Below are 13,229 nucleotides of genomic sequence, written 5' to 3'. Positions count from 1 at the left end.
AAGCAACAGCGCCACAACCTTTGATCCGGATGCGCCTGATGCCACCGTATCCCGTCTGGAAAGGTTATTTATTTGAACTGGATCTCATTAGAGTAATGCAAATCTGTATGTGGTTTTCATTAACTGTGATGTATATCGAAGTGTAATAGCGAGCGGATGTTAGAATACTAACAAACTCGCAAGGTGAAATTTTATACGGCGATGCCGTTGGAGAATGTTATGACCGATTTAACAGCAAGCAGCCTGCGCGCCCTGAAACTGATGGACCTGACTACCCTGAATGACGACGACACCAATGAAAAAGTGATCGCGCTGTGTCATCAGGCAAAAACCCCGGTGGGTAACACGGCGGCAATCTGCATCTATCCGCGTTTCATCCCTATTGCGCGTAAGACGCTGAACGAGCAGGGCACGCCGGATATCCGTATTGCAACGGTAACCAACTTCCCGCACGGCAACGATGATATCGACATTGCGCTGGCGGAAACCCGCGCGGCGATTGCCTACGGCGCGGATGAAGTTGACGTGGTGTTCCCGTACCGTGCGTTGATCGCCGGCAATGAGCAGGTTGGTTTCGATCTGGTTAAAGCCTGTAAAGACGCGTGTGCGGCGGCAAACGTGCTGCTGAAAGTGATCATCGAAACCGGTGAACTGAAAGAAGAAGCGTTGATTCGCAAAGCGTCTGAAATCTCCATCAAAGCAGGGGCTGATTTCATCAAGACCTCTACCGGTAAAGTCCCGGTCAATGCGACGCCGGAAAGCGCACGCATCATGATGGAAGTGATCCGCGACATGGGCGTATCTAAAACCGTTGGCTTCAAACCGGCAGGCGGCGTACGTACTGCGGAAGACGCGCAGCAGTTCCTCGCCATTGCCGACGAACTGTTCGGTGCCGACTGGGCGGATTCCCGTCACTATCGCTTCGGCGCATCCAGCCTGCTGGCGAGCCTGCTGAAAGCGTTGGGTCACGGCGACGGTAAGAGCGCAAGCAGCTACTAAGTTTTCATTGCCCATCGTAGGCCGGATCGGGCGTAAGCCGCCATCCGGCATTAATACGACTTGCCGGGTGGCGCATCGCTTACCCGGCCCATAATCGGGAGGTTACCGTGTTTCTCGCACAAGAAATTATTCGTAAAAAACGTGATGGTCATGCGCTGAGTGATGAAGAGATTCGTTTCTTTATTAACGGTATTCGCGACAACACCATCTCTGAAGGGCAAATCGCCGCCCTGGCGATGACCATTTTCTTCCACGATATGACAATGCCAGAGCGTGTTTCGCTGACTATGGCAATGCGTGATTCAGGAACCGTGCTGGACTGGAAAAGCCTGCAGTTGAACGGCCCGATTGTGGACAAACACTCTACCGGCGGCGTAGGTGACGTGACGTCACTGATGTTAGGCCCGATGGTCGCAGCCTGCGGCGGCTATATTCCGATGATCTCCGGACGTGGCCTGGGGCATACCGGCGGTACGCTGGATAAACTGGAAGCGATCCCGGGATTTGACATCTTCCCGGACGACGCGCGTTTTCGTGAAATTATTAAAGACGTGGGTGTGGCGATTATTGGGCAAACCAGCTCGCTCGCACCGGCGGATAAACGTTTTTATGCCACCCGTGATATTACCGCGACGGTGGATTCCATCCCGCTGATCACCGGCTCCATCCTGGCTAAAAAGCTGGCGGAAGGGCTGGATGCGCTGGTCATGGATGTGAAAGTAGGCAGCGGCGCCTTTATGCCGACCTACGAGCTTTCTGAAGCCCTTGCCGAAGCGATTGTTGGCGTGGCGAACGGCGCGGGGGTGCGTACCACCGCACTGTTAACCGATATGAACCAGGTACTGGCCTCCAGTGCAGGTAACGCGGTAGAAGTTCGTGAAGCCGTACAGTTCCTGACAGGTGAATACCGCAATCCGCGTTTGTTAGACGTCACTATGGCGCTGTGCGTGGAAATGCTGATCTCCGGCAAGCTGGCGAAAGACGATGCTGAGGCCCGCGCGAAGCTACAGGCGGTGCTGGATAACGGTAAAGCGGCAGAAATTTTTGGTCGTATGGTTGCGGCGCAAAAAGGCCCGACCGATTTCGTCGAAAATTATGCGAAGTATCTGCCGACGGCAATGCTCAGCAAAGCGGTATATGCTGATACCGAAGGTTTTGTCAGCGCAATGGATACCCGTGCGCTGGGGATGGCGGTGGTTTCCATGGGCGGCGGTCGTCGTCAAGCATCGGACACCATTGATTACAGCGTCGGCTTTAGCGACATGGCTCGTCTGGGCGATAGCGTAGACGGACAGCGCCCGCTGGCGGTGATCCATGCCAAAGATGAGGCCAGCTGGCAGGAAGCGGCGAAAGCGGTCAAAGCGGCAATTAGCCTTGACGACAAAGCGCCAGAAATTACACCGACAGTCTATCGTCGTATAACCGAATAACTGTATACTGATCTGATCGCTTTTTTGCGGCGCGAAAAGTACGGAGAACATATGAAACGTGCATTTATTATGGTGCTGGACTCCTTCGGCATCGGTGCTACTGAAGACGCAGAACGTTTTGGCGACGTGGGTGCTGACACCATGGGCCACATCGCAGAAGCCTGCGCGAAAGGTGAAGCTGATAATGGTCGTAAAGGTCCGCTGAACTTGCCTAACCTGACCCGTCTGGGCCTGGTGAAAGCTCACGAAGGTTCTACCGGTAAAATTGCTGCCGGCATGGACGGTAATGCGGAAGTGATTGGTGCCTACGCATGGGCGCATGAACTCTCTTCCGGCAAAGATACGCCGTCTGGTCACTGGGAAATCGCCGGGGTGCCGGTTCTGTTTGACTGGGGTTACTTCTCCGATCATGAAAACAGCTTCCCGCAGGAGCTGCTGGATAAACTGGTCAAGCGTGCCAACCTGCCGGGCTACCTCGGCAACTGCCACTCTTCCGGTACGGTCATTCTGGATCAACTGGGTGAAGAGCATATGAAAACCGGCAAGCCGATTTTCTATACCTCCGCTGACTCCGTGTTCCAGATCGCCTGTCACGAAGAGACCTATGGTCTGGATAAACTCTACGAGCTGTGCGAAATCGCCCGTGAAGAGCTGACCGAAGGCGGCTACAACATTGGTCGCGTGATTGCCCGTCCGTTTATCGGCGATAAAGCCGGTAACTTCCAGCGTACCGGTAACCGTCACGATCTGGCCGTAGAACCGCCAGCAGCGACCGTTTTGCAGAAATTGGTCGACGAGAAAGACGGTCACGTGGTTTCCGTCGGTAAAATCGCGGATATCTACGCGAACTGCGGCATCACCAAAAAAGTGAAAGCGACCGGTCTGGACGCGCTGTTCGACGCCACCATCAAAGAGATGAAAGAAGCGGGTGATAAGACCATTGTCTTCACTAACTTCGTTGATTTCGACTCATCCTGGGGGCATCGTCGCGATATCGCCGGTTATGCCGCTGGTCTGGAACTGTTCGATCGCCGTCTGCCTGAACTGATGGAGCTGGTGGGTGAAGATGACATTCTGATCCTGACCGCCGATCACGGCTGTGACCCGAGCTGGACCGGTACTGACCACACCCGTGAGCATATTCCGGTACTGGTTTACGGCCCGAAAGTGAAACCAGGCTCTTTAGGTCATCGCGAAACCTTCGCGGATATCGGTCAGACTCTGGCGAGCTACTTCGGTACGTCGCCGATGGACTACGGTAAAAACATGCTCTAATACCCGTCGTCTTTCGCGCTGCAGATGCGTTGGCTTCATTCGCTCACCCCGGTCACATAGTTAATCTATGCTCCCGGGGTGAGCGAATTCGCCGCCTTCCTGCAACGCGAAATCCTTAGGGTATTATTCTCAATTTGAATAAGGATAATTTATGGCTACCCCACACATTAATGCAGAAATGGGCGATTTCGCTGACGTAGTTTTGATGCCGGGCGACCCGCTGCGTGCAAAGCATATTGCTGAAACTTTCCTCGAAGATGTCCGTGAAGTGAACAACGTTCGCGGCATGTTAGGTTTCACCGGTACCTACAAAGGCCGTAAAATCTCCGTGATGGGTCACGGCATGGGTATCCCATCTTGCTCCATCTACACCAAAGAGCTGATCACCGATTTCGGTGTGAAGAAAATCATTCGCGTAGGTTCCTGCGGCGCTGTGCGCATGGACGTCAAACTGCGTGACGTGGTTATCGGTATGGGTGCATGCACCGATTCCAAAGTTAACCGTATCCGCTTTAAAGATCATGATTTCGCTGCCATTGCTGACTTCGACATGGTGCGTAACGCTGTTGATGCAGCAAAAGCACTGGGTGTAGACGCGCGCGTGGGCAACCTGTTCTCCGCTGACCTGTTCTACTCTCCGGACGGCGAAATGTTCGACGTGATGGAAAAATACGGCGTGCTGGGCGTGGAAATGGAAGCCGCGGGCATCTACGGCGTCGCGGCTGAGTTTGGTGCGAAAGCGCTGACCATCTGCACCGTGTCCGACCATATCCGTACTCACGAGCAGACCACTGCCGCTGAACGTCAGACGACCTTCAACGATATGATCAAAATCGCACTGGAATCCGTTCTGCTGGGCGACAAAGAGTAAGTCTTCTGTAAGGGGCATTATTTGCCCCTTTTTCTTTCAAGTATCCATTCATAAATCCCTCCTTTTATTTTTTTGTATTGACAAATTAATTGCCTACGTCATTTAATGTATTCAACTATCTATTCATAAATCTATTCATTAATGAGCGCATTAACTGATTTGCTACTCCAGGGGCCACGTTCAGCACCTGAACTACGACAGTCGCTGGCAATCAGTCAGGCGACCTTTTCTCGTCTTGTCTCAACGCATGAAGAGATCGTGCAGTTTGGCAAAGCTCGGGCAACACGTTATGCGCTTCTCAAACCGATTCGCGGCGTAACGGCGTTTCCAGTGTGGCAGGTTGATGTGCACGGAAGTGCCTGTAAGTTAGGTGTTATTTACCCTTGTTGGCCACAGGGGAGCAGTCTGGTTGCGCTGTCTTCCGGAGAATGGCAATGGTTTGATGGTCTGCCGTGGTATCTCACCGATCTACGACCGCAGGGCTTCCTTGGGCGGGCCTGGGGACGATCCGTCGCACAACATACCAACCTGCCGGATGATATTCGTTTGTGGCAAGAGGATGAAATCCTCTACGCACTGCGTACCTATGCGGGTGAAAATGCGGGGGGATGGATCATCGGTGAAGATAACTACCAGCGTTGGGTCGACGCGCCAGAACCGATAGCCATTGCCCACTCCGAAAAAATCACGCGTTTTCAACAGCTCGCGGAGGAAGCGTTAGCCGGTGAAGTTATTGGCTCCTCAGCCGGAGGCGAGCAGCCTAAATTCGCCTGTTTTGTGCAAACGGAACAGGGAAATAAAAATGCGTTGGTTAAATTCAGTGCACAGGAGCGGAGCATTATTTCTGAGCGCTGGAGCGATCTGCTGATTGCCGAATCTATTGCGCTATCGGTGCTGGCAGGGGGAAATGTTTCTGCAAGTCATGCTACAGCTTATTGTCGTGATGCAGGGCAGGTATTCCTGGAAAGCATCAGGTTTGATTGCACAGGCGTGCGCGGCAGGCGGCAGATAGTCTCTCTGGAGGCGTTGCAAAGTGAGTATGTATCTTCACTCGGGACCTGGCCTGTGGTCACGCGCCAATTGGCAGCGCAGGGCTATATAGATGCACATTCCTGTCAACAAACCGAGATAATCTGGGCGTTTGGACGCTTGATAGCCAACAGCGATATGCATGCGGGTAATCTTTCGTTCTACTTGTCCGCTCCGCCGATGGCGCTGGCTCCGGTTTACGATATGCTGCCGATGTCGTTTGCCCCTTCTGGAGCGGGTTCGTTGCGTATTGAAGCGGTTGATATAAAAGTTGATGCGACGGTAAACAGAAATGCGTGGGAATTTGCCCTGCCGCTCGCTGAAGCATTCTGGCTGCAGGTTGCAGATGATGCGCGCATCAGCGCGGGATTTCGGCAAATTGCCCGCGCAATGCTGGAAAAACTGATGTCGGCTGGAAGGGTTATTCAGCGGCTGGCGTAAAGCAGACTTAACGCACGGCCCCCGCAACCCATGCCGCCAGTTCCCGCAGCTCACTCTCCTGATCCGGATATTCCGCAACCAGCGCTTCGCAAGTCTGCTGTAACACGTCGGCGCGATACTGACAGCCCTGTAGCCGCCCAGCCAGCGCTTCCAGCGGTGCGGGGTTAAGGCTGTCGGTAAACACCTGCGTGCGCGTGATATGGCCTTTCTCAACGTCAAAATGCAGCTCAACGCCACCCCAGGTAAAACGCTCGTCCAGCAGATGTGAGAAGGCGGGCGCCTGACCAAAATTCCATTCCCAACTGCTTTGACGGGCAAAAGTTTCGGTAAAGTTGGGGAGGTCCGGCGTGTTATCCGGTGAAATCACTTCCGCTGCCACGCGTTCGCCGTAGTGGGCGAAAAAGGCTTCCGTGATGGCCTGACAGACCTGTTGATGGGTGATACCCGGTAACAGCTCGGTCAAATTCGCAACGCGTGAGCGTACAGAGGTGATTCCCTTCGCCGCAAGTTTCTTTTCATCAGGGTTGAGATAGTTTGCCAGGCGGCTGAGGTCGGCATTCAGCAGCAGCGTACCGTGGTGGAATCCGCGGTCTTTGGTTTCCCGATAGGCCGAGCCGGAGACTTTGCGATCGCCTTCGGTCGTTTTGACCACCAGATCGTTACGCCCGGAGGCATCAGCGTCTACGCCCAGCGCGTTCAGAGCATTGAGGACAATCGCGGTGGAGATGGTTTTGTCGTACTCCGGTTTACCGGCCATAAAGGTAAAGCAGGTATTGCCCAAATCATGGAACACCGCGCCGCCTCCGCTGCTGCGACGCGCCAGCCGCACGTTGTCTTCCTCCATACGGCGGGTATTACACTCTTTCCACGGGTTTTGTGCCCGGCCAATTACCACCGTATCAGCGTTGCGCCATAAAAACAGAACACGCTGAGTGGCGGGCATTTGACGAAAGATGCACTCTTCAACGGCCAGATTAAACCACGGATCATAAGAGTCTGAGATAAGCAGGCGTAGTGTTATCATGGTTGATTTCCTTTCTGTTTTTACTCTTTTTTCTCGTTGTCTTCTTCCTGCACCGGTTTGTTGGCGGTGAGAAGGAACGGCGATTGTTGCCAGCGGGTGCGCTTACCTTGCAGTAATGTACGGGTCAGCACCACGCCAATTGCCAGTGACAAGAGCAGCATCAGGCGTAAGATGTTGGTGGTGTTATCCACCTGTTTGGCTTCGGTAGCAAGCGTGTGGGTATCCAGCGTCAGGCGCAGATAACCCAGTGGGCCATTTTTGCCCTGAATAGGTTCAACAATCTGCTGATTAAAATAGCCCCCGGCTTTTTTACCATCCAGCGCCAGGCGGTCGCGGACATTCACGCTCTCGCCAGCATGCGTAATGAGATCGCCCTGTTCATCATAGACGCCCGCATCCAGAATACGGCTCTCGTCGGTTAGTTGGCGTAGCACGGCAGCAATATGTTTTTCATCCGGTGTTTCGGTGCGCATCAGCGGCGCGACGTTTAACGCAACCTGGCGGGCCAGCGTGCGGGCCAGCTCTTCCAGCTGCGGATTACGCTGCTGTTGATGGTTTTGACTAAACCACGACGCGCCTTGCATCAGCGCGACAAGCAGCGCGAGGCAGGACAATACAATCACTGCACGATGAAGTCGGAATTTCAGTTTTGCTCGAGCCATATTCCACCTGCTGAAAATTTGAGGCTTAATGTTGCCAGAAGCGCTGGTTACAGGGTAGCCTCATGCGTTATTTTCCCCTGGATGATTCCGACCCGAACGATTTTACAGGAGCTTTAATGCCTAACATTACCTGGTGCGATCTACCTGAAGATGTCTCTCTGTGGCCAGGTCTGCCCCTCTCTTTAAGTGGTGATGAAGTGATGCCACTGGATTATCACGCGGGCCGCAGTGGCTGGCTGCTGTATGGTCGTGGGCTGGATAAACAACGCTTAACGCAATACCAAAGCAAACTGGGGGCGGCGATGGTGATCGTGGCGGCCTGGTGTGTCGAGGATTATCAGGTGATTCGCCTGGCGGGATCGTTAACGCCGCGTGCGACAAAGCTGGCGCATGATGCCAAACTGGATGTCGCCCCGCTGGGGAAAATCCCGCATTTGCGCACGCCTGGCCTGCTGGTGATGGACATGGATTCGACGGCTATCCAGATCGAATGTATCGATGAGATCGCCAAACTGGCCGGAACCGGTGAGATGGTTGCCGAAGTGACGGAACGCGCGATGCGCGGCGAGCTGGATTTTACCGCCAGCCTGCGCAGCCGTGTCGCCACGCTGAAGGGCGCTGATGCCAATATTCTGCAACAGGTACGTGAAGATTTACCGCTGATGCCCGGTCTGACGCAGCTGGTGTTGAAGCTGGAAACGCTGGGCTGGAAAGTGGCGATTGCCTCCGGCGGTTTTACTTTTTTTGCCGATTATCTGCGTGACAGGTTGCGTCTGACGGCAGCTGTGGCCAATGAACTGGAGATCATGGACGGGAAATTTACCGGCAACGTGATTGGCGATATCGTCGATGCCCAGTATAAAGCCAATACCCTGACCCGACTGGCGCAGGAGTACGAAATCCCGATGACACAAACGGTGGCGATTGGCGATGGGGCTAACGATCTGCCGATGATCAAAACGGCAGGGTTGGGGGTAGCCTACCATGCCAAGCCAAAAGTGAATGAAAAGACGGAGATAACCATCCGTCACGCTGACCTGATGGGCGTGTTCTGCATTCTCTCTGGCAGCATGAATCAGAAATAACGAGGTAAACCGTGGCAAAAGCTCCTAAACGCGCCTTTGTATGTAATGAATGCGGGGCCGATTATCCGCGCTGGCAGGGGCAATGTAGCGCCTGTCAGGCCTGGAACACCATTACCGAGGTGCGCCTTGCCGCATCGCCGACGGTGGCGCGTAATGAGCGTCTTAGCGGCTACGCCGGTAACGCAGGCGTCGCAAAGGTGCAAAAGCTGGCGGATATCAGTCTTGAAGAGCTGCCGCGTTTTTCTACCGGTTTTAAAGAGTTCGACCGCGTGCTGGGCGGTGGTGTGGTGCCTGGTAGCGCCATTCTGATCGGCGGTAATCCAGGTGCGGGGAAATCCACCCTGCTGCTGCAAACGCTGTGCAAGCTCGCAGAACAGATGAAAACCCTGTACGTCACGGGGGAAGAGTCTTTGCAACAGGTAGCGATGCGCGCCCATCGACTCGGTCTGCCGACGGCGAATCTGAATATGCTGTCAGAAACCAGTATCGAACAAATTTGTCTGATTGCGGAAGAAGAACAGCCGAAGCTGATGGTCATTGACTCCATTCAGGTGATGCACATGGCGGATATTCAGTCTTCACCGGGCAGCGTGGCGCAGGTACGTGAAACCGCCGCATACCTTACGCGCTTTGCCAAAACGCGCGGCGTGGCGATTGTCATGGTCGGTCACGTTACTAAAGACGGCTCGCTGGCCGGGCCAAAAGTGCTGGAGCACTGCATTGACTGCTCGGTGCTGCTCGACGGCGACGCGGATTCTCGCTTCCGAACCCTGCGTAGCCATAAAAACCGCTTTGGCGCGGTGAATGAGCTTGGCGTTTTCGCCATGACCGAACAGGGCCTGCGCGAAGTGAGCAACCCCTCCGCTATCTTCTTAAGCCGTGGTGATGAAGTGACCTCTGGCAGTTCGGTAATGGTTGTCTGGGAAGGGACGCGCCCGCTGTTGGTGGAGATTCAGGCGCTGGTCGACCACTCGATGATGGCGAACCCCAGGCGCGTAGCGGTAGGGCTGGAACAAAACCGTCTGGCGATTCTGCTGGCGGTGCTGCACCGTCACGGTGGCCTGCAAATGTCTGACCAGGATGTGTTCGTCAACGTGGTCGGCGGCGTAAAAGTCACTGAAACCAGCGCCGACCTGGCACTACTGCTGGCGATGGTTTCCAGCCTGCGCGACAGGCCGTTGCCGCATGATTTAGTGGTCTTTGGCGAGGTGGGGCTGGCAGGTGAGATTCGCCCGGTTCCCAGCGGTCAGGAACGTATTTCTGAAGCGGCGAAGCACGGTTTCCGGCGGGCGATTGTCCCTGCGGCCAATGTGCCGAAGAAAGTGCCGGAAGGGATGCAAGTTTTTGGCGTTAAAAAACTTTCTGACGCATTAAGTGTATTTGACGACTTATAATTTAATATTCGTTCCAGGGTATTACTTTTATTTTTAGTAAAGCAGGAGGCTCTTGTGTCATTTGATTATCTGAAAACCGCCATTAAGCAAAAGGGCTGTACCCTGCAACAGGTGGCGGATGCCAGTGGCATGACCAAGGGATATCTAAGCCAACTGCTGAATGCCAAAATTAAAAGCCCCAGCGCGCAAAAACTGGAGGCGCTGCACCGTTTTCTCGGGCTCGAGTTTCCGCGTCAGCAGAAAAATATCGGTGTGGTATTCGGTAAGTTCTATCCGCTGCATACCGGCCATATCTATCTGATCCAGCGTGCCTGTAGCCAGGTTGATGAGCTGCATATCATCATGGGCTATGACGATACGCGCGACCGCAGCCTGTTTGAAGACAGCGCCATGTCACAGCAGCCCACGGTTTCCGACCGTCTTCGCTGGCTGCTGCAGACGTTCAAGTATCAGAAAAATATCCGCATTCATGCCTTCAATGAAGAAGGCATGGAGCCATACCCGCACGGTTGGGATGTCTGGAGCAACGGCATCAAAACGTTTATGCAGGAGAAGGGGATCCAGCCAAACTGGATTTACACCTCTGAAGAAGCGGATGCGCCGCAGTATCTTGAGCACCTGGGAATAGAAACGGTGCTGGTCGATCCCAAACGGACGTTTATGAGCATCAGCGGCGGACAAATCCGTGAAAACCCGTTTCGCTACTGGGAATATATCCCCACTGAAGTGAAGCCGTTTTTTGTGCGCACCGTGGCGATCCTCGGCGGCGAGTCGAGCGGTAAATCGACGCTGGTGAACAAGCTCGCCAATATCTTCAACACCACCAGTGCGTGGGAGTATGGCCGTGATTATGTCTTCTCCCATTTGGGGGGCGATGAGATGGCGTTACAGTATTCTGATTACGATAAAATCGCACTCGGCCAGGCTCAGTACATTGATTTTGCAGTTAAATATGCCAATAAAGTGGCGTTCATCGACACCGACTTTGTCACCACTCAGGCGTTCTGTAAAAAGTATGAAGGGCGTGAGCATCCGTTTGTACAGGCGCTGATCGATGAGTATCGCTTCGATCTGGTGATCCTGCTGGAAAACAACACGCCGTGGGTCGCGGATGGATTACGCAGTCTGGGAAGTTCGGTTGACCGGAAGGCGTTTCAGACGCTGCTGGTGGAGATGTTACAGGAAAACAATATTGAATTTGTGCACGTGGAGGAGCCTGACTATGATGGTCGCTTCCTGCGCTGTGTGGAGTTGGTGAAAGAATTAATGGGTGAGCAGGGTTAAGACTAAAGCGCCGGATGGCGGCATTGTGCCACCATCCGGCATCTGAACAATTACTTAGAAATACGCTTGTACTTGATACGCTTCGGCTCCAGCGCATCTGCGCCCAGAGTGCGTTTTTTGTACTCTTCGTATTCGGTAAAGTTACCTTCGAAGAATTCGACTTTACCTTCATCCTGATAATCCAGGATGTGGGTAGCGATACGGTCGAGGAACCAACGGTCGTGCGAGATGACCATCGCGCAGCCCGGGAACTCCAGCAGGGCGTTTTCCAGCGCGCGCAGGGTTTCGATATCCAGGTCGTTGGTCGGTTCATCGAGCAGCAGCATGTTACCGCCAACTTGCAGCAGCTTCGCCAGGTGCAGACGACCACGCTCACCACCGGACAGTTCGCCCACGCGTTTGCCCTGATCAACACCTTTGAAGTTGAAGCGGCCTACGTAAGCACGGCTTGGCATTTCGGTGTTGCCGATCTTCATGATATCCAGCCCGCCGGACACTTCTTCCCACACGGTTTTGCTGTTATCCATAGCGTCACGGAACTGGTCAACGGAGGCCAGTTTCACGGTTTCACCCAGCTCGATGGTGCCGCTGTCTGGCTGTTCTTCACCGGAGAGCATGCGGAACAGGGTTGATTTACCCGCGCCGTTCGGACCGATGATACCGACGATGGCGCCTTTCGGTACCGAGAAGCTCAGATCGTCGATTAACAGGCGATCGCCATAAGATTTACGCAGGTTGCTGACCTCAACGACTTTATCGCCCAGACGTGGTCCAGGTGGAATAAACAGTTCGTTGGTTTCGTTACGTTTCTGGTATTCGGTGCTGTTGAGTTCCTCAAAGCGTGCCAGACGGGCTTTGCCCTTCGACTGACGGCCTTTCGCACCCTGACGTACCCACTCCAGCTCTTTCTCAATGGATTTACGGCGAGCCGCTTCCTGAGAGGCTTCCTGCGCCAGACGCTGATCTTTCTGCTCCAGCCAGGAAGAGTAGTTACCTTCCCACGGAATACCTTCACCGCGGTCAAGTTCCAGAATCCACCCAGCAACGTTATCGAGGAAGTAACGGTCGTGGGTAATCGCTACGACGGTCCCTTCGAAGTCGTGCAGGAAACGTTCCAGCCATGCCACGGATTCTGCATCCAGGTGGTTGGTCGGTTCGTCGAGCAGCAGCATGTCTGGTTTTTCCAGCAGCAGGCGGCACAGCGCGACGCGGCGGCGTTCACCACCGGACAGCTTCTCAATTTTGGCATCCCAGTCCGGCAGGCGCAGGGCGTCAGCGGCGCGTTCCAGCTGCACGTTCAGGTTGTGGCCGTCGTGCGCCTGAATAATTTCTTCGAACTTACCCTGCTGTGCGGCTAGCTTATCGAAGTCGGCATCCGGCTCGGCGTACTTCGCGTACACTTCATCCAGGCCTTTCAGGGCGTTAACCACTTCAGCGACCGCTTCTTCAACGGATTCACGAACGGTATGTTCCGGGTTCAGTTTCGGTTCCTGCGGCAGGTAGCCGATCTTGATACCCGGCTGCGGACGTGCTTCGCCCTCGATGTCGGTATCAATGCCGGCCATGATGCGCAGCAGGGTGGATTTACCCGCGCCGTTCAGACCGAGTACACCGATTTTGGCACCCGGGAAGAAGCTCAGAGAGATGTTTTTAAGAATATGACGTTTCGGCGGAACGACTTTGCCGACACGATGCATGGTATAAACGAATTGGGCCACGTTGGACTCGCCTCTAT

Annotated in this window: 11 protein-coding genes; 8 read left to right on the top strand and 3 right to left on the bottom strand. The window is 54.2% G+C overall.

The annotated features are described in order from the left end of the window. The first annotated feature begins 219 nt into the window (after positions 1–219). The 5 genes from deoC to yjjJ all read left to right on the top strand — a co-directional run bounded on the left by deoC (position 220) and on the right by yjjJ (position 6,045). Complete coding sequence (gene deoC / locus JQ822_RS18050; RefSeq protein WP_213134614.1) at positions 220–999, top strand: deoxyribose-phosphate aldolase; 780 nt, start codon at positions 220–222, stop codon at positions 997–999. Between the two features lie 107 nt (positions 1,000–1,106). Beyond that, on the top strand, positions 1,107–2,429 hold the full coding sequence (deoA, locus tag JQ822_RS18045; RefSeq protein ID WP_043018339.1) for a thymidine phosphorylase: 1,323 nt from the start codon (positions 1,107–1,109) through the stop codon (positions 2,427–2,429). A gap of 51 nt (positions 2,430–2,480) precedes the next feature. Beyond that, positions 2,481–3,704 carry a phosphopentomutase gene (deoB, locus tag JQ822_RS18040; RefSeq protein ID WP_213134613.1) on the top strand — a complete coding sequence of 408 codons (1,224 nt, stop codon included), beginning with the start codon at positions 2,481–2,483 and terminating at the stop codon, positions 3,702–3,704. Positions 3,705–3,855: 151 nt separating this feature from the next. Next, entirely contained in the window at positions 3,856–4,575 is a 720-nt protein-coding gene (gene deoD / locus JQ822_RS18035; RefSeq protein ID WP_000224864.1) for a purine-nucleoside phosphorylase, read from the top strand. A gap of 141 nt (positions 4,576–4,716) precedes the next feature. After that, positions 4,717–6,045, top strand: coding sequence for a type II toxin-antitoxin system HipA family toxin YjjJ (yjjJ, locus tag JQ822_RS18030; protein WP_213134612.1), 1,329 nt, complete (start codon positions 4,717–4,719; stop codon positions 6,043–6,045). Positions 6,046–6,052: 7 nt separating this feature from the next. Here the strand turns inward: yjjJ and lplA are convergent, their stop codons facing one another. Further along, a complete protein-coding gene (gene lplA, locus JQ822_RS18025; RefSeq protein ID WP_213134611.1) occupies positions 6,053–7,069 on the bottom strand; it encodes a lipoate--protein ligase LplA in 1,017 nt (338 codons plus the stop codon). A 20-nt stretch (positions 7,070–7,089) separates the two neighbouring features. Next, positions 7,090–7,731, bottom strand: coding sequence for a YtjB family periplasmic protein (locus JQ822_RS18020; protein WP_213134610.1), 642 nt, complete (start codon positions 7,729–7,731; stop codon positions 7,090–7,092). Positions 7,732–7,847: 116 nt separating this feature from the next. Here JQ822_RS18020 and serB point away from each other — a divergent pair, with 116 nt between their 5' ends. From serB to nadR, 3 genes are read left to right on the top strand one after another with little or no spacing between them, the layout of a single operon-like run. Continuing rightward, entirely contained in the window at positions 7,848–8,816 is a 969-nt protein-coding gene (gene serB, locus JQ822_RS18015; RefSeq protein WP_213134609.1) for a phosphoserine phosphatase, read from the top strand. Positions 8,817–8,827: 11 nt separating this feature from the next. Beyond that, positions 8,828–10,210: a DNA repair protein RadA gene (gene radA, locus JQ822_RS18010; protein WP_213134608.1), complete on the top strand. Its 1,383-nt coding sequence runs from the start codon at positions 8,828–8,830 to the stop codon at positions 10,208–10,210. Positions 10,211–10,264: 54 nt separating this feature from the next. After that, positions 10,265–11,494, top strand: coding sequence for a multifunctional transcriptional regulator/nicotinamide-nucleotide adenylyltransferase/ribosylnicotinamide kinase NadR (nadR, locus tag JQ822_RS18005; RefSeq protein ID WP_446715015.1), 1,230 nt, complete (start codon positions 10,265–10,267; stop codon positions 11,492–11,494). A gap of 50 nt (positions 11,495–11,544) precedes the next feature. On the opposite strand, the gene ettA is transcribed toward nadR, so the two are convergent. Beyond that, on the bottom strand, positions 11,545–13,212 hold the full coding sequence (gene ettA / locus JQ822_RS18000) for an energy-dependent translational throttle protein EttA (RefSeq protein WP_213134607.1): 1,668 nt from the start codon (positions 13,210–13,212) through the stop codon (positions 11,545–11,547). Positions 13,213–13,229: the final 17 nt, after the last annotated feature.

The organism is Citrobacter sp. FP75, assembly GCF_018342065.1.
Taxonomy (GTDB): Bacteria; Pseudomonadota; Gammaproteobacteria; order Enterobacterales; family Enterobacteriaceae; genus Citrobacter.
This window is presented reverse-complemented; position numbering and strand designations above follow the sequence as displayed.

Coding starts and splice junctions, on each gene's coding strand:
- deoB (WP_213134613.1), top strand. CDS start 2,481: ATGAAACGTGCATTTATTATGGTGCTGGACTCCTTCGGCATCGGTGCT.
- yjjJ (WP_213134612.1), top strand. CDS start 4,717: ATGAGCGCATTAACTGATTTGCTACTCCAGGGGCCACGTTCAGCACCT.
- serB (WP_213134609.1), top strand. CDS start 7,848: ATGCCTAACATTACCTGGTGCGATCTACCTGAAGATGTCTCTCTGTGG.
- deoC (WP_213134614.1), top strand. CDS start 220: ATGACCGATTTAACAGCAAGCAGCCTGCGCGCCCTGAAACTGATGGAC.
- deoD (WP_000224864.1), top strand. CDS start 3,856: ATGGCTACCCCACACATTAATGCAGAAATGGGCGATTTCGCTGACGTA.
- lplA (WP_213134611.1), bottom strand. CDS start 7,069: ATGATAACACTACGCCTGCTTATCTCAGACTCTTATGATCCGTGGTTT.
- JQ822_RS18020 (WP_213134610.1), bottom strand. CDS start 7,731: ATGGCTCGAGCAAAACTGAAATTCCGACTTCATCGTGCAGTGATTGTA.